The organism is Myxococcus xanthus, from assembly GCF_013116825.1.
Lineage (GTDB): Bacteria > Myxococcota > Myxococcia > Myxococcales > Myxococcaceae > Myxococcus > Myxococcus xanthus_B.
Genome location: NZ_JABFNS010000074.1, coordinates 1 through 26,978 on the forward strand (window position 1 = coordinate 1; position 26,978 = coordinate 26,978).

A 26,978-nucleotide genomic window follows, 5' to 3' on the forward strand; every position below is an offset into this window, starting at 1 on the left:
ACAGTGCTGGGGGGGCAGGCCGACCTCCCCCTCTTCGAAGAGGCCTTGGGGCGGCGGGAACTGGGCCCCGAGCGGTTCCTCCTGGCTGGCACCTTTGGCCATCCCGGCCTCATGGAGGAGGTACTTCACGCCATGGAGTCCGGTGGGCCAGCGGTTGCGGCGGCCGCCGCCAACTCGTTTCGGAAGCTGACGGGCCTTGATGTCAACACCGCCCATCGCGTCGCCGTCCTCTCCACCCAGGACCTGGAGGAGGCGGAGGCCTCCACGGAGGAGGTGCACATTCCTGATGCGGTCGCGGCTCGCAATCATTGGGGCCGCCTCAAAGGCGCCCTCTCCGGGGTGCCCCGCCTCTGCATGGGCACCGATGCCCTGAAGGGCTGGACGCAGGAATGGCTGCTCGGCCTGCCCCTGGATGCGCGGTGGGAGCATGCGCTCCGGGCGCACTTCGAGACGGGGCAGGGCGGGGGCGTGTTCGCCCTCGAGCGGTTTCCTCAGCTACCAGGGTGAGCGCCGAGGCCTTGTCGTGTCCCCCTCGCAGTCAAGACACGCTCGTCGGCGGAACTGGGCTCAATGGGGTCACCCTTCCGCACTGTCACGTGCGCGGTGCCGCTCAACGCTTCGATGCACTTGGAGGTCACTCAGCTCGCCTCTTGTTGAGCCACCCAGCCGAAAGGGGCGAAAGTCGAGTCTGTGCACGGGGCGAGATGCCCGGCTCCTTGGGATTCTCATCATGGCGTGGCTTCGCGTGCTCGCTGTCCTGCCTCTGTTCGTTGCGGCGGATGGCTTCGCCACCTGTCCCCCGAAAGGAAGCACCCGGGAGTCACTGGCCGCCCTGAAGGCGAAGAAGTTCGCCGTCCCGAGAAGCTGGCGCCCGCCACCCTCGCGGCGTTGAAGCAGGTGCCGTGAGCTGGCGCGGCCTTACAGCCGCCCGGCCTTGAACTCCTCCACGATGTGAGCACTGGCCCGCACTGCGATGGCCATCATCGTCAGCGTGGGGTTCTGCGGTCCCTGGGACGGGAAGCAGGCACCGTCGTTGATGAAGAGGTTGGGCACGTCCCAGCTCTGGTTGTAGGGATTGAGCACCGACGTCTTCGGGTCCGCGCCCATGCGCGCCGTGCCCACCTCGTGGATGGCCATGCCCGGCGTGGACAACGTGGCGTCGGCCTTCTCCACGGTGAAGCCGGCCGCCTCCATCATCTCCTTGCAGGCCGCCAGCGCGTCTTCGGCCATCTTCAGCTCGTTGGTGGAGTGCCGGCATTCGATGTGCGCGGCGGGGATGCCCCAGCGGTCCTTCACAGTCGGACTGAGCGTCACGCGATTCTCCGCGCGCGGCACCATCTCCCCGAAGGGCACGAAGTGGCAGTTGTCTCCAAAGGTGAAGACCTGCACGCCGTAGCCGCGGGCGAAGTCCTGCTCCTTCGTGGCCACGTTGCGGAACTGGGGGATGTACGCCCAGCTATGCTCCTGCCGCTGGGCTTCGGGAGGCAGGTTCATCTTCGCCTCGATGCCCAGCATGTACGTGTGGTCCATCAGGTTGCGGCCCAGCTGCCCCGACGAGTTCGCCAATCCGTCCGGGAACGCGCTGCATCGCGAGTGCAGCAGCAGCCGCGTGGATTCAATCGCGCCCGCCGCCAGCACCACCACCCGCGCGTGGGCCTCGTAGGACTTGCCCGTCCTCGCGTCGAGGTAGTGCACCCCCGTGGCGCGCCCTGTCGCCGCGTCGTACAGCACCTGGTCCACCACCGCGTTCGTGCGCAGCGCGAGCCGGCCCGTCTTCAACGCGGCGGGCATCGTCACGGGCGCTCCCGCGGTGCGGCGGACGATGACGCGGCGTTCCGGCCAGCGGCGCTCCACTTGTTCCTTCAGGCGCTGCTCCGCGGGCGTCATGGTGATGGCACCCGCGAAGATGGAGTCCGGCAGAATGTCCAGGCCATCCGCGTTGCCGTGGATGCCCATCCACCGCTCCACCGTCTCGTAGTGCGGCGCCAGCTCCGCCAGCGTCAGCGGCCAGTCCGGCCCCTGCCCATCCTGCGTGCCTGCTTTGAAGTTGAAGTCAGACAGCCGGTAGAACTGGCGCCCGTGCGCCTTCACGGACGTGCGCCCGCCCACCTGCCGTGCACGAATCCACGTGAAGGGCTGGTCCTCCGGCGTGGTGTAGGGATTGTCCACGTCGTCGACGAAGGCGTGCGGGTGGAAGGGCCACGCGAAGGTGGTGCTCTGCACCGACTGGCGCACCTTGCGCTGGTCATCCGTCTCCGCCAGGTAGCCAAAGGACTGGCGCACGCGGTGGAGCATCCACAGCATCCGGTCCGCGCCCATGCCTCGGCCCGCTTCGAGCACCAGGACACGCAAGCCTGCTTCCGTCAGCTGCTTGGCTGTCCATCCGCCGCAAGCGCCTCCACCCACCACCACCACGTCGAACATCGTCCTGGATGTGCCCACAGGTTTCCTGGCGCGACAGTGCCGTCTTTGATGGCACTGTGAGTTGTCTATAGGGAGTGTAAGCTGCTCGGTACGTGGCGGAGCAACGTGGGTCCCGTCTGCACTCCTGGGGTTCAAACACCCCAGCTTCCTTCCGCGAGGTCCAACGAAGATGAAGTGGCGGTGGCTGCTGGGTGGAGCGCTCGCGCTGGGGCTGCTGGCCGCGCTGGCGGTGTTCGGTCGGGCGCTGCGTCATTCCGAGGCCTACTTCCACTACCCACGTCCCAGGGCCGAGCGCCCCGCTGACTTCGCCGAGGCCAAGGACGTTTCACTTCAGACGTCGGACGGGCTGACGCTGCGGGGCTGGTACGTGCCGTCCCGCAATCGCGCCGCCGTGGTGCTGGCGCACGGCCTGTCCCAGACGCGCGCGGACCTGCTGCCCGAAGCGCGAATCCTGCGGGCCGCGGGCTATGGCGTGCTGCTCTTCGACCTGCGCGCCCACGGTGAAAGCGAGGGCGGTTTCTCCACCTGGGGAGACCTGGAGCGCCGGGACGTGCGGGCCGCGCTGGACTTCGTGCGCGCCCAGCCGGACGTGGACCCGGAGTGGGTAGGCGCGCTTGGCTTCTCGATTGGCTCCGCGGCCGTGGCCGAGGTGGCGGCGGAGGACCCGGCGGTGCGCGCCGTGGTGCTGCTGTCTCCGTTCAACACGCTGTGGCTGGCCGCCGCGTATGACTTCCGCCGCTTCGGCTTCGTGTCGCAAAGCGGGGCGCTGGTCCCCTTCTGGCGGCGCGGCATCGCCCTGGAAGAGGTGCGCACCATCGATGCGGTGGAGCGCATCCGCCCCCGGCCGCTGCTCATCGTCATGGGGACGGAGGAGTCAGGACAGCCGCTCGCCGACGAGCTCTTCGCCAAGGTGCGCGAGTATGCCCAGACATGGCGCATCCAGGGCGCCGGGCACGGGAACTTCAGCGCCACCGAGCCGGAGGCGTACCCCCAGCGGTTGAAGACGTTCCTCGACGCCGCGTTGCTCGCGCGCTGAGCGTCAATCCGCCCGCGGAGCCGCGCTCGCCGTGGACTCCAGCTCCGTGAGCTGCGCCAGGAAGGCGCGGCCCTTGGCCGGGTCCGTCATGTGGATGAAGGCGGCCATGCCCTTGAGCTGCTCCAGCGACTCGCCCTCGCGGCCCGGCTTGCCCTTCTTCCGGTTGTGGATGGCGGCGCGCAGCTGGCGCACCACGTCGCGCGGGACTCGGGCCGCCGGCGCGTCCTTGCCCGCCGCATTCACGACCAGCCCCGTCACCCGCTGCCGCGTGCCCTTGCGCGCCACGCGCGTCTTGTCCGGGTGCACGCGGAAGCCCTCCGCCTCCACCACTTCCTGCACGCGAGACAGCAGCACCGCCACCGGGGGACGCTGCGTCCGCCGCGCCTTGGGCTGCTTCGCCTTCGTCCACGAGAAGGTCAGGTCGTCCGCGTAGCGCGTGTACGTGAAGCCCAGCCGCTTCGCGAGCGCGGACAGCCGCTTGTCCAGCTTCAGGCACAGCGCGTTGGTGATGCCCGGCGACGTGGGCGCGCCCTGGGGCAGCGCGCGCGGGCCCTTGGCCACGTGCAGCAGCTTGCCCCGGAACTGCACCGCCTCCCGCGGCGCTTCCGTGGACAGCAGCGACAGCAGCGTGGACGTGCCCTCCGGCAGGCCGCCCTTGCGCAACAGGCCCTTCACCCGGCGCCAGGTGACGGAGGGGAAGAAGTCCTTGAGGTCCACCTTCACCACCACGTCCGCGCCCTGGTGGGCCAGCGCGTTGGTGAGGATGGAGCGCCCCGCCACGAAGCCGTGCGCCGCGCCGTGCACCGGCAGCCGCTCCACGACGTTGGACAGCACCCAGCGCTGCGCCTCCTTCAGCTCCGGCTTGGGGGACGTAATCGTGCGCTTGCCGCCGTCCCGCTTCGGAATCGTCCAGCTCACGTAGTGCGTGGCCGTGTCCACCTCGCGGTGGAACGCGAACCAGCGCAGCTTGGACACGCTGAGCCCCAGCGCCTTCGCCAGCGCCTCCGCCGAGTCCAGCTCCGTCAGGCCGTTGGTCCGGGCGCGCTCCTCGCGGTGGGGCACGTCGAATGCGTCGGCCGGGCGGTCCTCCGCCCAATGCACGCCCGCGCCCAGGTGGCCCACGTGCGTGGCCTTCCACGCCTCGTGCGCCTGACGCTTCAGCGCGCGGCGCTCGGTGGCCTCGGCCTTCTTCTTCTCCTTCCAGGCCTTCTTGTCCTTCTCGGAGGCGCTGGAGAAGTCCAGGTCCTCCACCGCGAGGCCCTTGGAGACGAGCTGCGCCTGCACCCAGTCGTCGGCGCCGCCCGCTTCGTCGATGGCCTTCGCGCGGACGAGCAGCGCTTCGTGCGCCAGCCGGCGGGCTTCACGCTTCGCGGCCGCGTCCGGCGACGGAGCGGTGGGTTCGGGCGTGGGCACGGCCTGCGGCGAAGCTGCGGGGACGAACGGGTCCAGCCTGGCGGTCATGTCTGCACCTTGGGCGGGCGCGGCGATGGATGACGGGACATGGCGCGAGCAGTCGAGGGAGGCCGGGAAAGCACCACCATCTTACCTGGGGCACGGTAGCCTCACCGGCTCTCCCCTCCTAGGCACTACTGCCGGGGTGGGTAAACGGCGGTCGCGTCGTTGGCTCCGCTACCCACCCTGGCAGTAGTGCCTAGGAGGGAGAGAGCCAAGAACAGGCTACCTTGCGGAGAGTGTCCTGCATTTCAACCGGAGCGGCGCAACGCCGCTCCCGCGCTCGAGGCGCTCAGGCTGATGCACTCCGGACCTCTCTCGGCTGCTCGCGCGTGAAGCGCACGTCGTCGTCTCTTCGTCGCACCTGTCCTGCCGACCGCTCGTGGCGGCCGGGCCGTGGTTGAAGGGTTTACACCAATGCCGAGGCCGCGTCGATGTAGCCGTCAGCCGCCAACTTCTCCAGGCGCGCGAAGTACGCTCCGCGCGCTTCCGCATCCGAGTCGAACCAGAGCCGCTGGTGACGCGGCGAGCCCGTGCGCGGGCCCCACTCCACCGCCACCACCTGACCATCCAGGGAAACCCGGTACACCGTCTCCAGGCCGCTCTCCGCGTCGCGTCGCACGTAGGAGCGCGTCTCCGCGCGGATGAGCTTGCGGCCCTCGGGCGTCTGCCGCAGCGCCTCTTCCTCCGCGCGGCGGCGCGCGTAGGCCAGCCGCAGCGCCAGCAGGTGCTCGCAGGGGCCTTCCCGCAGGCCGGAGCGCCGGTGGTGCGGGCACCCGCAGCTGGCGTCCTTCACGCGGCCTTCCAAATCCAACGTGAAGCTGGGGAAGAAGCTGCGCAGGGCCTCGCGGTCCACCACCTCGCCGTGGATGCGGATGCCCTCGCCCACCACGTCGTGCACCTTGGTCAGCTTCACCTCGCCCGCGCCCGGAGCGCCGTCGCCGCCCAGCAGGCGGTGCGCCCGCGCTTCCAGCTCGTTGCCGTAGCGGATGACGGCGGCGTCCACCGGCGTGGGCATCAGCTCGCGCGGACGGTACTGGCCGCGCGCCACGTCGAAGAGGATGCGTCCGCGCAGGCACTCCAGTTGGAGCGCCGCGCGCACGGACTCCTTGGGCGCGCCGGCATTGGCGGCGAGCGTGTCGAAGGGCAGGGGGCCTTCGGTCCGCAGCCGGTTGCGAAGCTGCTCCGCCAGTCCGTCCGGTACCGCGCGGGGCATCAGCACGTCGAAGGCCGCGGCGGAGGACCAGCCGCTCTCCGTCCAGCCCGTGAGGCCCAGCGTGAGCGTGGCCGCGCCCATGTCGATGACCCAGAACACCGGCAGGCCGGGGCCCATCAACTGCACCCGCACCGACTTCGCGTGGGGCAGCAGGCGCGCGAGCGCGGCCAGGCGCTGACGGCCGAAGGTGCGCACCACCGCGGGCGCGGTGCCGTTGTACGTGCCGCCGTGGCACTCCAGCACCAGCTCCCACGGCTCCAGCACCAGCCGGGGCGGGGCGCCGGGCACCAGCTCGAAGCGCAGCGCGCGGGGGGCCTTCTTCGCCTTGCGAGCGCGCAGGGCGAAGAGGAGGTTGTAGAGGTCGATGGGCGCCAGCTCGCAGGTGCTCGCGGGCAGCGTGGCGGCGGACTGCACCTGGAGGAAGCCGCGCAGCCATGCGTGGGGCACCTCCACGTTGCGCGGGGCGCGGGCTGGCTGCGAGGCCGGCGTGGCCAGCGCGACGTGCGCCTCCAGGGAGACGGGCACGTAGGTGCGCAGCCGGTCCACCCGGGCGGGCAGCTCCGGCGGCACGTCCAGGAAGGTGGAGCCGTGCGCGGCCTCGCGGCCCTCGAAGAGGCGGTTGTCGAAGGACAGCCGGGCGTAGGCGCTCTCGTCGCGGGAGAAGACCTCCAGGGACACGCTGTCCGGGTCCACCGTGAGCACGGGGTCCAGCACCGCGTCCTGCTTCTTCTCGCCGTCCAGCGCGTTGTCCAGGAACGCCTTCTGCGCCTCCCAGATGAGCGCGCTGGCCCGCTTGCCCTGCTTCATCAGGTAGGCGAGGTACGCGGTGCGGTCCTTGCCCCGGTAGCGCAAGTCGCTGGCGAGGATGCCGAAGGTAGCGGCCAGCGCGTCGCGGAAGAGGGCGGCGTCGGTGACGCGGCCGCTCACGCCCACGGTGCCGCGCGAGCCCTCCAGGGCCAGGCGGACGCGGGAGCTGTCCGTGCCGGACTCGACGTCGCTCGCGGTGGCGTAGCGCAGCTCGACGGGGTGTCGGGTGGCGGTCGTCACGACGGGTTCCCTTCCTTCCGGTTCCGGGCGCGCTCAGCGGCCCGGCGTGCACGTTTGTGGGCGCGCCAGGCGGCCTTGCGCAGCTCCACTGTTTGCGACTTGTCGAAGGCGGCCTCGTGCAGCAGCTTCGCCGCGTCGTCTCCGCCCAGGCGACCCAGCGCGGCCCACGCGTCCTGCCGCGTCTCCGGCTTCGCGTCGCTGGCCAGGGACTTCAGGGGCTCCAGCGCGTGGGCCCCCAGCAGCGTCGGCACCGACAGCCGGCGACCCTCGGAGGTGGCCAGCAGCTCTCGCGACGTCCGGGCACCCATGGGGCCGAAGGCCACCGCGTCGAAGGGCTTCACTTCCAGTGCCCAGGCGGTGGCGCGCTCGGGGGCGAGCTTCGCCAGCGCGTCCGCCGCCGCCGCCCGCACCCGCGCGTCCGGGTCCACCAGCGACTTGCGCAGCGTGTCCGCCGCGGCGGCGCGCTCCTTCTCGTTCGTCAGCACGGTCGCCGGGGCCTGTCCGGTGAGCGTCAGCGTGCCCCCCGGCGTACCCAGCCGGCCCAGGGCGCGCGCGGCCTCCCGGCGCACGGTGCCCGGGGCCGCCGTCTCTCCACCCTGGAGGAGGGTGCGCGCGGAGTCCGCCATGCCCGCGGTGCCCAGCCGGGAGCCCGCCCACAGCAGCCGCTCCCAGGCGCCCTCCAGCACGGCGCGCCTGGACGGCGCGGCGGAGGTCCAGTCCGTGGCCGTGCGGCGCTCGGCCGTCACCAGCGCGCGGGACAGCGCGGCCAGGTCCACCGTGCCGGGCTCGCGGGCCTCACCCGTCCAGGTGCCCACCAGCAGCGCGGCCTCCTCGCGGGCCTCCGGCTTGTCGTGGCCCAGCAGCGCCACCACTTCCGGCAGGGGCAGGGCGCCCCGCCGTGCGAGCCCGCGCCGCAGGCGCAGCCGCAGCGTCACGTTGTCCAGCGTGGCCAACCGGGGCACCAGCAGCGCCGGGTCGCCTTCGTTGGCGAGGTAGGCCGCGGCGGGCGCGGAGATGTCCGGGTAGCGGCTGGCCACCGCGTGGAACTCCACCCGCGTGCGCTCGGTGGGGAACAGCACGTCGAGCGCCTTGCGCGCCTCCTTGCGCAGCTCCTGCTGGGGCGCGTCCAGCGCGGCGGCCAGGGCCGTCTCCGCCGCGGTGTCCTTGAGCTTCCCCAGCTCCTGGGCCGCGGTGAGCTGCACCGGCAGCGCCGTGCTGGTGTCGCCGAGCAGCGCCTCGATTTTCACCCGGGCGCGCTCCCCGCCGATGGCGCGCAGGCCCTTCACGCCGGCCTGCTGCAGCACCAGCGTGGCGCCCTCCACCGCGGCGGCCTCCACCTTCTCCTCGACGCGGCGGCGCTCCTCACCGTCCGGCAGCTTCGCGGCGAGCCGGCCCAGGCCCTCGATGGCGGCCGACACCATGCTCGGCTCCACGGGCGCTTCCGCGGTGCCGCCGGCGGCCACCGTCTCCAACTCGGCCAGGGCGCGCGCGTCACCCAGCGTTCCCAGGGCCAGCAGGGCCCGCTCGCGCTGGCCGTCCTCGCCCGCGCGGGCGTACAGCATCAGGGGCCGCAGCGCGCTGGCGCCGCCCTTGAAGGCCACGCCCTCCGCGGCCGGCAGCATCAGGTCGCGCGAGCCGCCGCGCAGCACCGCCTCCAGCGGCTCCGCCGGGGCGCCGTGCTCGATGACGCGCTTCGCGTAGGCCTCCACGGCCGCGCCGCTCACGGTGGGGAAGCGGTCCGTGAAGAGGCTGACCAGCAGCTCCGACTGGCCGGCCTCCGCGCCGTGCTCCAGGTGCCGCAGGGCCTCCAGCCGCACGGCGACGTCGAAGCTCTTCACGGCCTGCCGCAGGAACGACACGGCCAGCTTCACGTCGCGCTTCTTCACGTCGGTGCCGGCCACCGTCATGGCCGCGGTGACACACTCGCCGCGGATGACGCCCTCTGCGTCCGTCTGGCACTGGCGGGCCAGCACCTCCAGCGCCTCGGGCCGGCGCGTGTTGCCCAGGGCCGTCACCAGCCGCTTGCGCTCATGGGAGTCCTGGGCCGCGGGCAGCCGGGCGGCCAGCGCGGCCACCGAGGCGGGCGTGGCCAGCCGGGCCAGGGCCTCCGTGGCGCGCTTCGCGGCGCTCGCGTTCTCCGCGCGCAGGAACGTGGCGAGCACCTCCACCGCGCGGTCATCGCCACGCCACGCCAGCAGCTCCGAGGCGCGCAGACGCAGGTCCTCGTGCTCGCTGGCCATGGCGCGTCCCAGCGCCTCGGTGACGCGCGAGTCGTTGGCGCCCGCCAGCCGCTCGATGACGCCCACGCGCAGGTCGGCGTGCTCGCTGCCCAGCGCGGCCAGCAGCGGCTCCAGGCTGCCGGGCGGGCTGAGCTTCTCCAGCAGCTCGAAGGCGTAGCGGCGCACGTCCGTCAGCGGCGAGTTCAGCGCGGCGGTGATGCGCGGCTTCGCGGCGTCACCCCGCGTGGCCAGCTCATCCAGCGCCGCGCGCGCCACGTCCGGCGCCAGCGAGGCCAGGGCCAGCGCGAGCGGCTCATCGCTCCCGGCGGGGAAGAGCTCCTTCAGCCCGGCCAGCGCGGCCTTGCGCACCAGTTGGTGCGGGTCCTCCAGGGCGCGCAGCAGGGCGGCCACGGCGGCGGGCGTGCCGGCGAAGCCCTCCAGCGTGAGCTTCACCACGCGGTCCACCGCGTCGCGGCGCACGCGGTGGCTCTCATCGTCGCCCGTGGACACCTGCCGCAGCAGGCCGACGTAGGCACCGAAGGCCAGCCGGCGCAGGTGCTGCCGCTCGGCCTGGGCGGAGGCCTCGGGCGAGGCGGCGGGGGCGTCCGTCTTCACGGCGGAGAAGATGCGCCGCAGCCAGTTCTTCGCGGGCGTGGCCTGCACAGGCGAACTGGAGGGTGCCGTCTCCGGCTTCCAGGGCGCATCCAGCGTGCTCGGCCGCGCCACCTTCTTGGCGTGGCGGAAGTACTCCAGCGGCTTGTCGCGCAGCAGCAGCACCTGGGCCGCCGCGTAGCGCTGCTCGGGCTGGAGGCTGGACAGGGCCTCCGCGAGCCCGACGACGTACTTCACGCGCTCCTCTTCGGCCGGCCAGTCCTTCATGTCGGCCACCTTCTCCGGCCGAGGCGGCAGCAGGGCTTCCACCAACTGGGCGCGCGCCGCGTCCGGCTCCGTGCGCAGCTCCAGCGCGCGGGCGGCGGCGTAGCGGACCTCCGGCCTGCCGCTGGAGAGGGCGCTGGTGAGCAGGTCGGGCGGCTCACCCCGGCGGCTGGCGCGCAAATCACGGGCGAGGACGATGGCGAACACCATCTCCTGCACCTCGCGGGCGCGGTCCTCCAGGCCGTGCAGCAGGCCGCCGTCGCCCTCCGGGCCCAGGGCCGCGAAGGAGAGGATGGCGCCCAGCCGGATGGGGAGGTGGTCGTGGCGCAGGTTGCCGGTGAGCACCGGCAGGGCGCGCACGTCACCCAGGCGGGACAGGCCGTCCGCGGCCCAGGAGCGCACCGCCACGTTGGCGTGGCCCAGCGCGTCCAGCAGGAAGCCTTCGTCACCCCGGCGGGCGGCGGTGGCGAGTCCACGGCCGCCCTGCTCCTGCATGTCACCCAGCTCGTGCGGCAGCAGCACGGTGGCGAAGAAGGTCAGCAGGCGCCGCGAGCCCAGTGATGCCAGGGCCCGCGCGGCGCGGATGCGCAGCGGCACCAGGAAGGCTGGAGGGTAGAGCCGCTCCAGGTCCTTGTCGGTGATGAACGCGCGCATCGGCTCGATGATGTCTTCGGCGCCACGCGGAGCCAGCAGCTCCACCGCGCGCACGCGCACCGGCAGCGGCGCCGCGGAGAGCCCGGCCAGCAGGGGGCCGTTCTCGTTGGGCACCAGCTTGTCCAGCGCCTCCAGCGCGGCCACGGCGACGGGGACTTCCTCGTCCTGGACGCGCTTGAGCAGCGGCGAGCGCAGGGGCTCGATGGGGGCGTGGATGGCGCCCTTCGCGGCGTGCTCCCGCAGCGGCGCGTGCGTGGTGGCGAGCGCCGCCAGGTGGGTCTCCGCGTGCTCCTTGCCTACGTGCTTCACCCACGCGTCATACGCGGCGGTGGCCACGCTGGTGTCGCGGTCCTCCACGGCCTTCTTGAGCCGCTCCAGCGCCCAGCCCTCGGCGGCGCGCTGTGCCAGCACCTCCACCGCCCGGTGGCGCAGGTCGGGGAAGCGGCCCGCCAGCGCGCGGTCCAGCGCCTTCTCCGGCGCCTTCTCATTCCAGGCCCACAGCGTGCGGAAGGCCTCGCCGCGCACCTTGCCGGATTCGTCCTCCAGCGCGTCGCCCAGCAGCGCCTCCGCGCCCGGCGTCGCCGCGCCCAGCTTCACCAGCCGGTCCAGGCCCCGCACTCGCACGTCCTCGTGGCCCGAGCGCAGGGCGGCCTCCGCCGACGCCAGCGGCGCGTCCGCGTCCAGCGCCACCACCGCGTCCAGCGCGGCGGCGCGCACGTCCGCGTTCTCGTCGTCCAGCATCCACACCAGCCGCTCGCGAGCGCGCGCGTCCTGGAGTGCCTGGAGGGAAGAGGCAGCCACCCGGCGGATGGCGGCGTCCGGCTCGCGGGAGAGCTGGAGCAGCGCGCCCAGCGCCCGTGCGTCGCCCAGCTGTGCCAGGCCGCGAGCGCCGCGCACGGCCGTGTCCGGCGTGCGGCAGGCCATGGCGGCCAGCAGCGGCTCCAGGTCGCTCTCGGTGATGGCCGCGCCCGTGGTGCCCTGCGCGGGCATCGCATCGCGTGCGGTCTGGAGCTCCGCGTCGGTGATGGGCGGATTGCCCGCGACGCCCTGCGCCCGGCGCGCGCGCTGGACCAGCCAGCGGGAGACTTCCTTGGTGCCCCGGCCGAAGTCCTCGTCGCGTGACTCCAGCGCGTGGGACAGCGCCCGGCGCTCCATGACGCGCACGGTGAAGGCCGTGCGGCGAACGCCGGGGTCCGCGTCATCCAGCGCGCGGGCCACCAGGGCCTGCAGCTGCGCGTGGCCGAGCAGCCCGCCCGCCACGGCGCGGATGAGCACCTCCACCTTGAGCTGGGAGGGGCCGCGCTCGAAGGCGGTGCGCAGCGGCTCGGCGCCGTCGCCCGGAATCACCTGGGTGAGCGCGTCCAGCGCGGCCAGGCCGACCGCGCCCTGGTTGTCCGCGAGCTGGCCGGCGATGAGGCCCGGCACCAGCGGGGACGTGCCTCCCAGCTTCGCCAGCAGCTCCAGGCCCAGCACGCGCACTTCCGGGTGCTGCGAGCCCAGCGCCGCGCGCGGCGCGGACAGCGGGGACTCAGGCTCCAGCGCGACGAGCGCGTCCAGCGCGGCCTTGCGCACCATCGGATGCGAGTCGTCCAGCCGCTCGCGCAGCTTGGGGCGCGCGGCGGTGCGGCCCTTGTCCGCCAGCTCGCGCACGGCGAGCCGCCGGACCTCCGCGTCCTTCTCCGAGGACAGCACCTGGAAGAGGAAGTCCAGCGCCTCCGTCTCCTCCAGCGCGGCGGCCTCGCGCACCGCGGCTTCGCGGCGGGGCCGGCCGGCCTTGAGTGACTCCGTCAGCAGGTCGATGCCGTGCTGGGACGTGTCGTGGTCGCCCGCGGGCGAGCCATCCGCCGCGAGGCCGAAGCGGTGCGTGCGGCGGTCATCCCCGCCCGTGAAGACGGAGCCCAGGGACGTCTTCGCCAGCCGCGGATTGGCCGGCGGCACGAAGGCGAGCGCCTGCACGGGCTTGCCCCCCGCGTCGAGCGAGCGCGGCTTGCGGCGAATGTCCAGGCGCCAGACCTTGACCTGGCCGTCGCTGCCCGAGGACCACACGCGGTCGCCGGGCTCTTCCTCCCCCGGTTTGGCGGTGGGCGTGGGCGGGAAGAGCAGGGCGAGCACCGGGCCGGCATGGCCGGTGTCCTTCTCGCCGCGGACCTCGAACTCCACCGCGCCCACGAGGTACCAGATGCGCAGCTTGCCGTCGTCACCGGCGGACACCAGCCGGCCGTCGCGCGGCGTGAAGGCGAGCGCGCGCACGGCGCCTTCGTGGCCGGCCATGTCGCGCTGCGCCCCAGTGGCCACGGTGAAGACGCGCACCACGCCGTCGTCACCCGCGCCCGCCGCGTAGGTGCCGGAGGGGTCCACGGCCACCGCGCGCAGGGGCTGGGTGGACGCCTTCCACTCGTGCATCTTGCGCGTGGACTCCCAGTCCCAGGCGCGCACGACGCCGTCCGCGCCCGCGCTGAAGAGGAGCGTGCCATCCGCGCTGGAGGCCAGCGCCGTGACGCCGCCGGGGTGCACGTCGTTGAGCTGGAACTGCACCTGCCCGTCGGACAGCGTGCCGATGCGCACCGTTCCATCCGCGCCGGCCGCGGCCCACTGACCGCCGGCCAGGGCGAGCGCGTTCACCGCGGAGGGCAGCTCCGTGCTCCACAGCACCTTGTTGGTGCCGGGCTCGAACGCGGTGAGGCGGCTGGCGGTGGATGCGCGAGCGCCGCCCACCAGCAGCAGGCGCGCATTGGCCGCGAGTGCGCGGACCTTCTCGATGTTGCCGATGGCGAGTACGGGCATCACGCTCCTCAGTGGCTGCTCTTCTTAGCACCAGCGCCCTCAATAGAAGAGCGCACAGTGAAGGGGTTCGCGGGGCCGCGCGCCGTCAGCGCCCGTTGCCCCGGATTCCCGTGGAGCGCAGATAGAACCGGGCCGTCTGCGCGAGGAAGCGCAGGGGATATCCAGGGTCGGCGAGCTGGCGCTGGAGTTCACCGCCCAGCTCCGACAGCAGCGTCCGCAGCAGCGCCAATTTGCTCGGGTCGTCCAGCGTGGAGGCGCGCCCCAACGAGGGCATCCGCCGCCGCCACACCGGGCTGCTGGCCAGCGCGGCCCTCACCCCGTCGAGGAGGTCCAGGAGCGTGGGCGGCATCAGGCCGATGGAGATGGACAGCGCCTCCTCGGTTGCCTGCGCCATGTGCCAGTGCCCGCCTGGGATGTAGATGAAGTCCCCGGCGCCCAGCGAGTGCGTCTCGACGGGCGTCTTCTCCTGCGCCGCCAGGGAGCCGCTGGGCACGGACTCCGGCAGGGGCGCGGGGTGGAGCGTGTTCTCCCGCAGCAGGTAGTCCTTGCGGCCCGCCGTCTGGAGGATGAACACCTCCTCCGGGTCGCAGTGCCAGCCGAAGCCGTGGTGTCCCGCGGGCGTGCAGTAGATGTGCAGGTTGATGCGGCCGTGCAGCTCCGCGCTGAAGGCGCGCGCCAGCTGGGCCAGGTCCGGGTGATGCAAGTCCGGCTGCCGCAGCGCGAGCGTGTAGCCCTGCGCGAACAGCTCCCGCGCCGCCTTCGCCGTCGTGGGCCTGTCTCCCGGGTAGGGCACGCCCTGGCGCGCGAGCAGCACGTCGCAGGCCGTCTCCTCGACGAGGAAGTCGATGGTCTCCCACGTCCCCAGGCGCTGGAGGCGCTCCGCGGCGGAAGCGCCGGTGAAGGGACGCCGCAGGTAGTGCTCCTGGAGGAAGCGCTCCCGCGGAAAGCCATTCAGCAGTTCATCGAGCAGCATGGGCGTTCAATCTGCTCAGGCGCTTCCGAGTTGCGCATCCGGGTGCGCGGCCCGCAGCTGCACCAGCGAGGCGAGGCAGCTCTGCCATTCCCCCTTGGCCAGCGAGCCGGTGAACTCCTCCAGCACCGGCGCCACCACGCGGGCGAAGGCCGCGTCGTCCAGGCCCAGGTCGCGCACCAGCTCGATGACGCGGCGCTTGGCCACGCTGGCGGACAGGCGCTTCTGAACCTCTCCCTCGCGGGCCTCCTTGGCGCGGCCCGGCGGCAGGCCGAAGAGCATCTTCCGCAGGAAGGTGCGCAGCGCGTCCACGTTGGCGAAGCGCTCCGTGCCACTGGCGGCCGGGGCCTCCTTGGCGCCCGCGGGCTTCCACCCCTCCGGGAGGTGCGTGGGGCGGTGCTTCTCCCAGAGGAGGCGCACCGCGAACAAGCCCACCTCGCGGTCCGCGCTCTGCATCAGCCACGCGAGCCGCTCGGCGCCGCCCAGCCGCGCGTAGTGCCGGCGGATGAGCTCCACCGCGACCTCGCGCGTGCTGCGCTTGGTGCTCTCCGTGAGGGAGAACACCTTCACCGGGTCCAGCTCCTCCGGCTGGAGCGTGTGCCGGGCGTCCGCGCCTTCCTCGCCCGCGCGCAGCAGGGCGTCATAGGCCAGGTTGCGGACCTCCTTCGCCTCGGCGTCCGCCAGCTCGTACACGCGCGTGTGCCAGCCCCAGGCGCGCAGCTCCGCGCGGGCAATGGCCAGGGCGAAGCGGCGCACGTCGTCCCGCGAATCGGTGAGCGCGGGCCACAGCAGCTCCGGCGTGTATGCCTTGCGCGGCGCGCGGGGCTTGAGGTTGTAGGACTTCGACTCCGGCTGCTCCGGCCCGATGACGGGGTGGTGGCAGCGCAGGTACGTCTGCGCGAAGGCGCGCACGGGCGCCGGCTGCTTCGCACCCAGGGCCAGCTCGAAGAGGCGCTCCAGGCCCGCGGCCGCGTCACCCGCGTCGCTGAAGTCCGCGGGGGCCACGTTCTCCAGCAGGTAGCGGTGCGCGAAGCCGTGCAACTCCGGGTCGGCGCGGCGGGCCAGCGCCAGCAGCCAGGGCACGGTGAGCTGGCGCGCGGTGAACAGCTTGCGGTTGCCCAGCAGGCCCAGCGCCACGCCCCGGTACTTCGCGCTGAAGACGCGCGCCTTCACCTGCTCCACGTCCAGCCCGGGCAGGCTGTCCGCGCGCATGAGCGCCTGGGTCGCCATGTGGCTGATGCGGGGATGGGCGGCCTTCTCCAGCAGCCACTCCGGACCGATGGCCGCGGCCGGGTAGGCCGACAGCGCCCGCATCGCCAGTCCTTCCACGGGGTGGGGCTTCTTCTGCAGCCGCGGGTCGTCCAGCAGCGCCTTCCAGAAGTCCGCGGGCAGCTCGGTGGCGCCGTACTTGGAGCCGATGAAGCCCTTCACCCAGTTGAGCTGCTCACCGGTGCCCAGGTACATGTCGCGCAGGAAGTCCCCGGGCAGCTCGGCCCGGTCGAACGACTGCGCCAGCGCGCCCGCGGCGAAGCCCGACGTGGCCTTGTGCTGCAGGAGCCGCCCCAGCAGCGCCACGCCCAGCTCGCGCGGGTTGCGCTTCTCCAGCGTGGCCGCGGCGAAGGACTTCACGTCCGGGGCGCCCTGGGCCACCAGCTCCTCCAGGCGCTCCGCCGGCAGGTCCTGCGCGTGGGCGCGGGCATACTCGATGGCGTAGGCGCGGGCCTTGGCGCTGGGGGACAGCAGCAGCGCCAGCACCGCCTCGTGCAGGCCGAGCTCGCGCAGCCGGCCTTGGTGGAACTCGGGCGAGCCCTGCAGCGTCTCCACCAGGAAGTCGTGCGCGCTGCCCAGCGGCCGGCGGGCGAGCCGGTCCAGCCACGCGGGCGTCACCTTGCGCAGCGCCTCCGGGAAGTCCTTGCGCAGGCCCTGGATGGCGAAGCTGGCGGCGGGGTCCGACTCACACACGTCCAGCAGGCGCATCAGCGCGTCCGGCGAGCGCTTCCACGCGTCCGGGAAGGCGCGGTGCTTCACCATGTCGCCCGGCGGCGGCATGGCGAAGGAGTCCTGCGTGTACTTGCCGCTGCCGTGCGCCCAGATGTGGTGGGCCACCCAGACGCCGTACCAGGAGGTGTCCGGCGCGTAGTGGCGCAGCACCTCCACCGCGAACTGCGGGTAGAGCTCCGGCACGGCGGCGCCCAGGTGGCGCAGGTAGCGCCACGCGCGGCGGCGCAGGTAGGTGAGGGTGCCGCCGGAGACTTCCCGGCTGGCGCTGGGGCGGTGGCGCTCCACGTCGAAGCGCCAGGCGAGCACGCCGAACAGCTCCGCGTCGTGGTGGGCCTCCGCCAGCTTGTAGATGCGCTTGAGTCCGCCCCACAGGCCGAAGCGCAGGTCCGCGCGGCGGGCGATGTCCATCAGCGCCGCGCGCGAGGCCTGGGTGCCGCGCTGGTAGAGCGCCACCAGCAGGTCGGCCAGGGCCAGGCGGGGAGGGCGGGGCACGTCCTGCTGCGCCAGGTAGCGCTGCCACGCCTCGGAGGAGGCCTGACGCCGCCCGTCCGACTCGTAGTGCGCCCGGGCCTGGGTGAGCGTCCGGAGGAGCGCGTCGAAGGTGAAGGCATCCTTCGGCAGCGGCTTCTCCGGCGTCTGCTCGGGCTGCTCGAGCAGGGCGAGGACGGCATCGGCCAGGTCAGGGGACTCGGCGCGGACCAGCCGCTCCAGGTCTGCCGCGCTCAGCGCATCGCTCGTGGACGTGGACATGGAGGGGGATTTACCACGCTACTTCTTCCAGAACATCAACGCGTCGAACAGGTCCAGCCCCGGGCCCAGGGCGGCGCGGGGGCTGTTGTTCTCGAAGTACGTCAGGTCGACGAGCAGGGCGACGGCCAGCACCAGCTGCCGCAGCCGGAAGTCGGTGCACTGGGGCTGGAAGTCGAGGGTGAAGGTGTCCGCGGCGGAGAAGCTCTCCTGGAGGAAGCCACTCCAGCGTTTGCGGACCACGGCCACTTCCACGTCATTCTGGAAGATGCGGAAGGTCCAGGGTCTGAAGAGCGGGCCCTTCACGGTGGCGATGACGGCGCCGCCGGGCGTGACGATGTCCAGGTGGCGTCCCAGCAGGGTGAAGCGCTGCTGGATGCGCGCCATCCGCCGGCCGTCCCAGGCCAGGATGTCCGCCTTCGTGAGGAGGAGGCTCCAGGGGCGCTCCACCACGAGCGCCACGATGCCGCCCAGCGTCATGCACTCCATCCGGGCCTTGTAGAAGGGCGAGAAGGTCCGCCGGAGCATGGCGCCGAAGCCACGGGCCTCTTCCTCCACGTAGAGCGCGACGCGGCCCGTATCGTCGCACACCTCGTAGCGGTTGCGCGTCTGGGCGCCGAAGATGAGCTCCAGCCCCTCGCGCATCTGCCGCATGCGCAGCGCGGGCGTCTCCATCATCCCCTGCACCGACTGGCGCAGCTCGATGCTCATGTGGCGCGGGTCGCCCGGGAGCCCCTTGCCCGCGCCGGACGGCACCTCGACCTCGGCGCGCGGCTCCAAGGCCGCGCTGGAGGGCGCCTCCGGCTGGCGGGGAGCGCGGCCACGCCAGTCCAGCTCCAACTCGGTCGTGTCCGCCAGGGGGCGCTTGTCGCTCATCCGGTTCACTTAATCGCAACCCGCGCTCAGGGCAGGGGCCGTGGCGTCACCTGGATGTCCCGCTCCAGCGTCTCCCCCTCCGCGAGGAAGAGCTCCTCCCGGTGGACTGTGAAGCGGGCGGGCTTCCCCTCTTCCAACAGGACGATGAACGTGTAGGCCCCAGCTGGGAGCTGCTCGTACACCAACACGCCCTCCAGGCTCTTCGTGGACGCGCGGATGTCTCCGAAGCGGGCCCGCGTGCGCAGCTCCCGGCCGGACACGGTCGGTGGCACCGTGCCCGACAGCAACGCCTTGTAGATCCCCACGCCCGGCTTGAGCGGAGGCACCCGGACGCCGAGTCGCATCGTGCCGCCACCGGTGGTTTCCGTGAAGGTGAACGTCACCTTCCCCATGGGGGGAACCTTCACGCGCTGCGGGAGGAAGGCCACGCTGCGCCCTTCCGCGTTCTGTCCCATGGACGCCGACAGCGTGTAGGTGCCCGCCGGGACGTTCCGGGCCTGGAACGTCCCCAACGCGTCGTCCACCGAGGCGGAGTAGTCCCCGTCGTTGGCCACGAGCTGCACGATGGCCTCCGCGGGCTTCCCGTCGCGGTCCTTCAGGGTGCCGTCCACCTGGGCGCCCGGGTAGATTCGCAGCTCCAGTGTTTCGTCACCGGTGCCAATGCGCTGGCGCATCTGGGGGTGGCCCTGGTTCGTCTGGACCAGCAGGTCCAGCGGGCGTGTTTCCAGCGGAGGGAAGGCGAAGGTTCCGTCCGTGTCGGTGGCCTCCGCGGCGATGGGCGCGACCTCCATCATCAAGCCGCCTTCATCGGGCGGGTGGACCTCGACGACGGCGTCCTCGATGGGGCGCGACGTCTCCGCGTCCACCACCCGGCCGCGCACGTGGCGTCCGGCCTCCAGCCTCACCTCGCCAAGGTCCACGTCCGCGCCCGCGGAGACCTGCACCTCACGCATCGCGCGTGTCAGTCCGGGGGCCTCGAAGGTCAGCCGCTGCGTGCCCGCGCGCTCGGCGGCGAGCCTGAACGCGCCCTGGGGGTCCCGGAAGGCGCGCTGGTCAATGGTGAAGCGGGTGATGGGCGAGCCATCCCCGCGCACCACGCGGCCGCGGATGTGGCCCTGGCTCCGCAACGTCAGCCGCACGTCGTTGGCCCCGGACCTGGCGAGGACCGCGGGCTCCGTGGCTTCGAAGGCATATCCGTCCTTCGACGCGCGCAGCGAGCACGCGCCCTCCGCCAGGTGGTGCAGGATGAAGCGGCCCTCCGCGTCGCTGGCGGTGCTTGCGAAGACGCCGTCACGGCGTGTCGGGAGGTGGGTCCCGTCCACCAGCGCGTTCGCCACCGGTCGCCCGCGCTCGTCCACGACGATGCCGGACACCGGGGCCCCCGTCTCCAGCCGCAGCGAGGCCTCCACCGTTTCAGCCCCCTGCACGGTGACGGTGCGCATCACATGGTGCTCGGTGTCGCCGAGGTCCGAACCGGAAATCAGGGTGTACGTGCCCGGGCCCACCTCGGTGATGGAGAAGCGTCCCTCCGCGTCCGTTTCGATTTGCTGGGAAGCAACCGTCTTGCGGGTGTCCACCAGACTGAGCGTCATGCCGGGGATGGGCGCGCCCTGGGTGCTCGTGACGATTCCCTCCACCCGGCCCGCCGCGCGCAGCGCCACGCTGAGCGCGGGGCCAGGCACCTTCACCTCCACCCGCTCTTCCACGTGTCCGGGGAGGGTGAGGCCGAGCGTGTAGTTCCCGGGGGTGGGGAGCGTGAGCTCGAAGCGGCCGTGTTCGTCCGAGGTGGTGGGGTCGACGTGTTCGTGGAAGGTCTCGGTCTCGGCGTGAATCGCGTCATTCACGCCGATGTCCACGCCGGACAGGGGGTTGCCCTGGGCGTCGGTGACGGTGCCTTGGAGGAGGTGGGCGCGCGCGAGGGTGAAGTCCACACGCCCGCCGGGGCTGGCGACCCCGTCAAGGAGCTGGCCCTGGTAGCCCGGGGCCATGACGTTGAAGATGTAGGGCTCCAGTCGCAGGGGGCCTATCCGGAACCGGCCATCCTCCGCCGTGGTGACGTAGTCCGCGGGCGGCGCCCGTCCCCTGGGCGCGCCGGCGCCTACCCTGGCGCGAGCAATGGGGTGGCCGGACTCGTCACGCACCGAGCCTTCCACGTAGACGAGCGTGCCCAGCCGCACGGTGGCCTCCGCGTCCCCGCCTTCCTCGGTCAACGCCACCGTGGCGAAGCCGTACTCGCCCTGATGCTCCGCGCGCACCTCGTAGTCACCCGGAGCAAGTGGCTCGAAGGAGAAGCGGCCCTCGTCGTCCGTCACGGTGACATGCGGCGTGTACTCCACGTGGACTTCCGCCCCGGACACCGGCTTGTCCTGGGCGAGCACGCGCCCGGACAGCCGTCGCGGTGGATGAAGGACGATGGGGTCGAGCTTCTCCGCGTCCACCTGTTGGAGCGAATCCGTCAGCAGGCCCTCGCTGGTGGCGACGACGGTGTATTCGCCCGGCGGGAGTGGGCCGAAGGCGAAGCGGCCGTCCGCGCCGGCCAGGGCATCGAAGAAGCGGGTGTGGTCCTGGTGGAAGAGCGTCAGGCGCGCGCCAGGCAGCGGCGTCCCGGTCTCGGCGACGACGCGGCCAGGAAGAAAGAGGCCTGTTTCGAGCACGAGCTGCACGTCCTGGGCGTCGGTGCGGACATCCAGCGCCAGCGTGGCGTGGCGCTCGCCGATGGCCCAGAGCGCCACCATGCCCTCGGGGAGGTCCTCGAGAAGGAACGTTCCGTCCGCCGAGGTGAGGGTTTGGGCCACCAAGGGCGCGGCGCCGTGGCCGGCTTCGACGAGCGCGCGGACCATTTCCTCGGGCTCGCCGATGCAGCCTCCGGAGGACAGGGGCAGCTCCGGTGAGCGCGTGTCACATGCGCGCGCGGACAGGGACTCGCCAGGCATGTCGCGCGTGGCGGAGACCTGGATGCCCGCGGCGGGGCGGCGCCGCGAGTCGACCACGCGCCCACGGAGCGAGTGGTTGCCACGCGGTGGTGGTGTCGGGACGCCGAGGTCGCGCCGTGACGGGGGGCGCTGCGGGGTGGAGGTCGCTGGCCGCTCGCCGGTGTCCTCCCACCGGTGGACGAGCGCCACGGCCAGGAGCAGCGCGAGCCCTCCGAGTGCGACCATCACCAGTGGCTGTTTTCGCATGGCGTCCCCCGGAGCACGAGCCCCGCCTCGAACCCGGAGCGTATCTTCGCCTGGGGCTCGGGCCGGCGCTATGGGGTCGCGGCGCCGGGCGTCAGGGCCTCGATACGCGCCTTTTCCGAGACGATGAGATTCCGGACGTGGTCACGCAAGGCCGCCACATCGGTGAAGGCGCTGGGGTCGACGGGGGGCATGACCTGGACGTGACAGCGGGCGGTGGTCTCCAGCACCAGGCCGTGCTTGGGCAGGGTGCGCGCGGTGCCGGTGAGGACCACGGGGATGACGGGGCAGCGCTGCTTCATGGCCAACGCGAAGGCGCCGTCCTTGAAGGGCTTCACGACGCCGTCGGAGGAGCGCGTGCCTTCGGGGAACATGAGGATGGGCACGCCGCGAGACAGCCAGTATTCGCAGTCAGCCAGCATCTTCATGATGCTCGCCTTGTCACCGCGCACCAGGGGGACATAGCGGTTGAGCCGCATGTTCCAGCCGATGAGGGGCAGCTTGAAGTTCGACGCCTTGGAGACCCACTTGAAGGGGCGGTAGAGACCGAAGAGGACCAGGATGTCGCCGAGCGACTCGTGGTTGGACACGAGCACGGCCGGGCCCCGCCAGGGCAGGTGTTCGCGGCCGTCGACCTCCAGGTGCCAGAGCGGGTTGACGTAGAAGTAGAGCTGCGCCCAGAAGCACGAATACAGGTGCAGGACGCGCCCGTCGCGGTCGAACGGCAACGTGACGAGCCAGACCAGCACGGCGCCCACGAAGAGCACGGCGCTGGAGAGCATCAGGAACGCCCAGAAGACGATGGAGAAGAGGAGTCGAATGGCGCGCGCAGTGTGCCACAGGCGCGTGGGGTGTGGGCTTGTACTTGGAGGTGTCTCGCGCCGGTCCGCTTCGGGGCTCACGCCGATGACCCCGTTCCACATCATCTGGCTAACCCGTCTTCAGCACGGACACGGGCGCGGGCGGTTCGCTCGTGGAGGCGTCCAGCGCCTGCACCCGCGCGCCCTCGGCGGCGAAGGCGTCTCGCAGCCAGGGATGGCAGGTGAAGGCGATGACCTGCTGGTGCTCGGACAGCTTCGCCAGCAGGTGGATGGCGCCGCGCGCCCGCTCCGGGTCGAAGTTCACCAGCACGTCGTCGACGATGAGCGGCAGCGCCCCGCGCGTCTCGCCGAAGTCGCGCACCACCGCCAGCCGGAACGCGAGGTAGAGCTGTTCGCGCGTCCCTCGGGAGAGCTGCGCCGCGCTCCAGTCCCGCTGGCCATCACCCACGCGCAGCTCGCGCTCCTCTCCCGTGGGGATGAAGACGCGCTGGTAGCGGCCCTGGGTGAGCGCGGCGAAGTGCTCCGAGGCGAGCTGCACCACCCGCGGCTGCTGCTCCTCCTCGAAGCGGCGGCGCGCCCGCGCCAGCAGTGCCAGGGTCAGCCGGTCCGCCGCGTACTGCTTCGCCAGTTCGGCGGCCCGTGCGCGCAGGGACTCCTCGACGATGCGGAGCTTCGCCAGCGCGTCGTCGTTCTCCCACTGCTCCAATTGGTGGCTGAGCGCGCCGCGCTCCGTGAGCACCGCCTTCAGCCGGTCCTGGGCCTCCGCCTGTCTGCCGCGCAGGGATTCCAGCTCCGCGCGCAGGCCCTGCTCGCCGCCCACGTCGATGAGCGCCTGCCGCGCGAGCGTCTCCGACAGGCCCGTGCGCGCCTCGATGCGGTGTGACAGCTCCCGCGTCCGGCCCGTCAGCTCCACGTAGCGGCGTGCCTGCGCGGCGCGGCGGCGGAAGGTCTCCTCGTCGGCGCTGCCACCTTCGGCCAGCAGCGTCGTCAACGCCGCTTCTTCGTCGTGGCACAGCCCGTCCAGTCGCGCCTTCTCCGCGCGCAGTTCGTGCCGCCGCTCTTCCAACGTCCTGCGCTCCAGGCTCTGCGCGCGCTCCGCTTCCAGCGCCGCCGCCACCCGCGACGCCAGGGGCTCCATGACGCCAGCGTCCAGCTCGCGGGCCTCCGTCGCGCCCGGGATGAGCTCCGCCACCACGGCCTCCGCCCACAGCCGCGACGTCACCAGGGCGCAGACCTGCGCATCCACCGTGAGCGCGGCTTCCTCCGCGCCGACGTCCAGGAGTCGCTGGCGGAGCGCCGCCGCGTCGCGCCACAGCGCCAGTGCCGCGGACGCGGCCAACGTGGGAGGGAAGCGCCGCTCGGACAGCAGGGCCGTCAGCTCCGCGCCCAACTGTTCCTGCCGCGACTCCGCCTCGCCCACCGACTCACTCGCGCGGTGCTCCTCGCGTCGCGCGGCGGTGTGCTCCGCGTGCAGTGTCTCCCGCTCCCGCTGGAGCTGCTCCCACCGTCCCGCTCGCTCCAGCGCATCCGCCAGCACGGCTTCCCGCGCCGCCATGTCCGCCGCCGTCGCGACCAGGTTGAGTCCGGCCTCGGACGCCGCGGACAACAACTCACGGTGCAGCAGCTCTTCCCGCGCGGACAGGCTCATCAAGGCCGCTCGCAGCCGCTCCTCTTCCTGCTGCCGCCAGCGCTGGCGCGCGCGTTGTGCCTCCACGTCCGCGTCGCGCGCCGCCTCCACGCGGCGCCGGGCCAGCTCCAGCACGCCCGTCAGCAGCAGTCCGCCCGCGAGGCACAGCGCGCCCACCACATGGCCCGCCAGCAGCCACGCCGTCACCGCGAGCGCCACCACCACCGCCGCGACCGCCGGCACCCACCACGTGGGCAGCACCGCCGCCGTCGCCTGTGGCTCGCCCTGGGTGCGGACGCTCTCGAATTGCCGGTGCAGCTCGGCGCGCTGCTCCGACAGGCGCTCCATCTCCGCGCGCACGGTGCGCAGCCGTCCCAGCCCCGCCTGTTGCTGACGAATCCGCGACGCCCGCTCCTCCGGCAGCGTGGACAGCTCCGCGTCCACTCGCGCCAGCGCGCCGTCCAGCCGCTCACGCTCCGAGACGGCGCGGGCCCATGCGCCCTCCGCCTCGCGGCGCGCGACCTCGGCCGCCCCCAGCCGGAGCGCCAGTTCCTCCAGCGTCACGCGGACGCTCACGCTCAAGTCCAGCGCCAACAGGCCGGGCCCATCCACGGGCAGGCCCAGCTCGCGCAAGGCCAGCTCCACCTGCCGTTGTTTCTCAGCCAGGGCGGCCCGGCGGGAGGGCAGGGCGCGCAGCAGCGCGGCGCCCTCGGTGTACGCCGCCAGGGCCTGGCTCAGCGCCTCCTCGCGACCCCGGACCCCGGACGGCGCGGACAGCCGCTCCAGTCCGGCTTCCACCGTGGCCAGTCGCTCCGCCAGCCGAGCGCCTTCCGCGCGATAGCTTCGGCGCCGGTGCAGGCCGTCCTCGAGCCGCGACTCACCCGCCTCGGGGAAGGTCTCCAGCGCGGGCAGCGTCGCCAGCTCGGCGCGGGCCTGCGCCAGCGCCGCCACGTCCCCGAGCGCCGCCTCCAGCCGCGTCAGCCGCTCCAGTCCGGTCCCCGTCTCCAGCAGCACCGCTTCGAGCGTCCGTTGCTCCTCTACCAGCGCGCCCATCCGCTCCTTCTCCGCGAAGTAGCGCGCGGGCCGATCTCCCTCCTGTCGCAGCCGTGCCTGGACGTCCTCCAGGGCCTTCAGCGTCTCGTTCAGCGAAGGCTTCACGCCGTTGGGCTTGTAGATGCCCTCGGTGCTCTTGCGGAGCTGGTCCATGACCTCCGGCAGTCGGCGCGCGCCGCGCATGCTGGCGGCCACCAGGGCCTCGGAGGCGCCTCGTTGTTCGGTGAGCCGCTCGAAGCCGGCCAGCTCATCCAGGCGGAAGGCGAACACGTCGAAGAACAGCTCGCGTGACACGTGGGCCAGCGCGCTCTCCAGCGACTCCTTCGACAGCTCCGTCCCCTCCGCGTCGCGCACCGACAGCTCGCCCTCCGACGAGCGCCGGCTCGCGATGCGGCGCACCAGCAGCGGTCCCGCGTGGGTGGTCAGCGTCAGCTCGCCGCCGAACGCGCCGCCGTGAGCGGGCTCGTAGCGCTCCGGTTGCCCGCGCTTCTCGAAGCCGAACAGCATGCTGCGCAGGAAGGCCAGCAGCGTGCTCTTCCCCGCCTCGTTGGGGCCGTACAGCAGGTGCAGTCCCGGCCCCAGGTCGCGCGTGAGGCCGGAGAAGCGGCCGAAGCCGAGCACGCGCAGCGCGTCGATGCGCAGCCCCGGCTTCATGACGTCTCCTCCTCATGCAGCGACTCCACGCCGTGCAGCCCCGCTTGCACCACCCACTCCGCGCGAGGCGCCTCCAGCGCGTCCACGCCCAGCCGCTTCAGCCGCTGGCTCAACGCGCCCAGGGCCTCCTCTTCCCACAACCGGGCCAGCGCCGCCGGGTCCTCCGCGAGGAAGCCCACCTCGTCCAGCAGCGTGCGCGCGAAGCCGCCCGCCGCGCACACCGCCTCCAGGTCCACCTCCGGCCGGCTGCTGTCCCGCAGCGACTCCAGCAGCACCGGTGGGTGGCTCCTCGCGAGCTGTTCGCGCAGGTCCACCTCCAGCTGTGCCAGCGCGCCAGGGCGGGCCAGCTCGCGGTGCAGCGGACCTCTTCCGGTGAGGGTGAGTCGCACCGCGTGGCCGTCCAGCTCGGGCGCGCAGCGTGCCTCCACGCCCTCCATCGCCGTGGCCAGCAGCCCGTCCAGCGTGCTGACGCCGGTCAGCGGCACCTCCAGCTTGTGCCAGCGCACGCCGTCCACCGGGATGAAGCGCCGCCGCATGCCGCCGTCCTCCACCTCTACCAACATGCATCCGCGCGGGCCGGTTTCGTTCGCGTGCCGGCCCTGCGGGTTGCCGGGGTACACCGCCACGCCGCCGCCGGGGAGCATGTGCTCGGCGCGCGTGTGGACGTGGCCCAGCGCCCAGTAGTCCAGCCCGCGCGAGCCCAGGCCCGCGGTGGTGCAGGGCGCGTAGTTGGCGTGGCCCTCCGCGCCGCCCAGGTTGGCGTGCAGGAGCCCCACGCTGAAGCCGTCCCCGGTGCGGCGGAAGCGCGCGGAGAGGTCGTCGCGCACCTCCACGTCCGGATAGGAGATGCCCTGCACGCGGCACAGTCTCCGGCCCTCGCGCTTCACCTCCACGTCTTCCCAATCCGGGCCGAACACCTTCACCGACGGCGGAAGCCCCAGCGCGCCGGTGTCTCCGCTCAGCGGGTCATGGTTGCCGTGGACGATGAAGGTGGAGATGCCCGCCGCGTCCAGCCGGCCCAGCTCGCGCCGCAGCGCCAGCCGCGCGCGCACCGAGCGGTCCTTCACGTCGAAGAGGTCTCCGGCGAGCAGCAGGAAGGCCACCCGCTCTCGCAAGCACACCTCCGTGATGCGCGTGAGCGCTCGGAACGTCGAGTCCTGGAAGCGTCCCAGGAGCGGTCCCTGGGTCGCGACGCCCCGGAAAGGCGTGTCCAGGTGCAGGTCGGCGGCATGAACGAACTTGAAGGGCATGGCTCGCCGCACAACGTACCCGATGCGGGCGGGTGACCCGACATTCCGGCCCGGACGCACGGTCGCTGGCCGACAGCGACCCCTCCCTTTGTGCC

At 72.6% G+C, this 26,978-nt stretch carries 12 protein-coding genes and 1 pseudogene; 2 read left to right on the plus strand and 11 right to left on the minus strand.

From position 1 onward, the window contains the following. Positions 1-507: pseudogene (locus HNV26_RS21490) on the plus strand (hypothetical protein); the annotation flags it as partial. A 411-nt stretch (positions 508-918) separates the two neighbouring features. Here HNV26_RS21490 and HNV26_RS21495 read toward each other — a convergent pair. Further along, positions 919-2,442 (minus strand): GMC oxidoreductase, encoded by a 1,524-nt coding sequence (locus tag HNV26_RS21495; protein ID WP_171442480.1) that lies wholly within the window; start codon positions 2,440-2,442, stop codon positions 919-921. A gap of 151 nt (positions 2,443-2,593) precedes the next feature. Between HNV26_RS21495 and HNV26_RS21500 the strand changes: the two genes are divergently transcribed. Then, positions 2,594-3,460, plus strand: coding sequence for an alpha/beta hydrolase (locus HNV26_RS21500; RefSeq protein ID WP_171442481.1), 867 nt, complete (start codon positions 2,594-2,596; stop codon positions 3,458-3,460). A 3-nt stretch (positions 3,461-3,463) separates the two neighbouring features. Here HNV26_RS21500 and HNV26_RS21505 read toward each other — a convergent pair whose 3' ends face one another. The 10 genes from HNV26_RS21505 to HNV26_RS21550 form a co-directional block, all read right to left on the minus strand. Further along, on the minus strand, positions 3,464-4,921 hold the full coding sequence (locus HNV26_RS21505; protein WP_171442482.1) for a reverse transcriptase family protein: 1,458 nt from the start codon (positions 4,919-4,921) through the stop codon (positions 3,464-3,466). Between the two features lie 400 nt (positions 4,922-5,321). Beyond that, positions 5,322-7,175 carry an SWIM zinc finger family protein gene (locus HNV26_RS21510; protein ID WP_171442483.1) on the minus strand — a complete coding sequence of 618 codons (1,854 nt, stop codon included), beginning with the start codon at positions 7,173-7,175 and terminating at the stop codon, positions 5,322-5,324. Beyond that, positions 7,172-13,708, minus strand: coding sequence for a HEAT repeat domain-containing protein (locus HNV26_RS21515; protein ID WP_171442514.1), 6,537 nt, complete (start codon positions 13,706-13,708; stop codon positions 7,172-7,174). Before HNV26_RS21515 ends, HNV26_RS21510 begins: the two co-directional genes overlap by 4 nt. Before the next feature lie 85 nt (positions 13,709-13,793). Next, entirely contained in the window at positions 13,794-14,681 is an 888-nt protein-coding gene (locus tag HNV26_RS21520; RefSeq protein ID WP_171442484.1) for a JmjC domain-containing protein, read from the minus strand. 15 nt (positions 14,682-14,696) lie between these two features. Continuing rightward, entirely contained in the window at positions 14,697-17,429 is a 2,733-nt protein-coding gene (locus tag HNV26_RS21525; protein ID WP_171442485.1) for a hypothetical protein, read from the minus strand. A gap of 18 nt (positions 17,430-17,447) precedes the next feature. Further along, positions 17,448-18,302, minus strand: a complete 855-nt coding sequence (locus tag HNV26_RS21530; protein WP_171442486.1) for a phospholipid scramblase-related protein — start codon at positions 18,300-18,302, stop codon at positions 17,448-17,450. A gap of 26 nt (positions 18,303-18,328) precedes the next feature. Further along, entirely contained in the window at positions 18,329-21,481 is a 3,153-nt protein-coding gene (locus tag HNV26_RS21535) for a carboxypeptidase-like regulatory domain-containing protein (RefSeq protein ID WP_171442487.1), read from the minus strand. A 68-nt stretch (positions 21,482-21,549) separates the two neighbouring features. Further along, the gene (locus HNV26_RS21540) at positions 21,550-22,404 is read right to left on the minus strand and encodes a lysophospholipid acyltransferase family protein (RefSeq protein ID WP_171442488.1); all 855 of its coding nucleotides are present in this window, start codon (positions 22,402-22,404) and stop codon (positions 21,550-21,552) included. Positions 22,405-22,408: 4 nt separating this feature from the next. Next, positions 22,409-25,633: an AAA family ATPase gene (locus HNV26_RS21545; RefSeq protein WP_171442489.1), complete on the minus strand. Its 3,225-nt coding sequence runs from the start codon at positions 25,631-25,633 to the stop codon at positions 22,409-22,411. Then, a complete protein-coding gene (locus tag HNV26_RS21550; RefSeq protein ID WP_171442490.1) occupies positions 25,630-26,883 on the minus strand; it encodes a metallophosphoesterase family protein in 1,254 nt (417 codons plus the stop codon). Before HNV26_RS21550 ends, HNV26_RS21545 begins: the two co-directional genes overlap by 4 nt. Between the last annotated feature and the right edge of the window lie 95 nt (positions 26,884-26,978).

What these genes read in the sequence shown, in the direction of transcription:
- HNV26_RS21505 (WP_171442482.1), bottom strand. Translation starts at nt 4,921, where the DNA reads ATGACCGCCAGGCTGGACCCGTTCGTCCCCGCAGCTTCGCCGCAGGCC.
- HNV26_RS21540 (WP_171442488.1), bottom strand. Translation starts at nt 22,404, where the DNA reads ATGATGTGGAACGGGGTCATCGGCGTGAGCCCCGAAGCGGACCGGCGC.
- HNV26_RS21535 (WP_171442487.1), bottom strand. Translation starts at nt 21,481, where the DNA reads ATGCGAAAACAGCCACTGGTGATGGTCGCACTCGGAGGGCTCGCGCTG.
- HNV26_RS21520 (WP_171442484.1), bottom strand. Translation starts at nt 14,681, where the DNA reads ATGCTGCTCGATGAACTGCTGAATGGCTTTCCGCGGGAGCGCTTCCTC.
- HNV26_RS21500 (WP_171442481.1), top strand. Translation starts at nt 2,594, where the DNA reads ATGAAGTGGCGGTGGCTGCTGGGTGGAGCGCTCGCGCTGGGGCTGCTG.
- HNV26_RS21525 (WP_171442485.1), bottom strand. Translation starts at nt 17,429, where the DNA reads ATGTCCACGTCCACGAGCGATGCGCTGAGCGCGGCAGACCTGGAGCGG.
- HNV26_RS21550 (WP_171442490.1), bottom strand. Translation starts at nt 26,883, where the DNA reads ATGCCCTTCAAGTTCGTTCATGCCGCCGACCTGCACCTGGACACGCCT.
- HNV26_RS21530 (WP_171442486.1), bottom strand. Translation starts at nt 18,302, where the DNA reads ATGAGCGACAAGCGCCCCCTGGCGGACACGACCGAGTTGGAGCTGGAC.
- HNV26_RS21515 (WP_171442514.1), bottom strand. Translation starts at nt 13,708, where the DNA reads ATGCCCGTACTCGCCATCGGCAACATCGAGAAGGTCCGCGCACTCGCG.
- HNV26_RS21545 (WP_171442489.1), bottom strand. Translation starts at nt 25,633, where the DNA reads ATGAAGCCGGGGCTGCGCATCGACGCGCTGCGCGTGCTCGGCTTCGGC.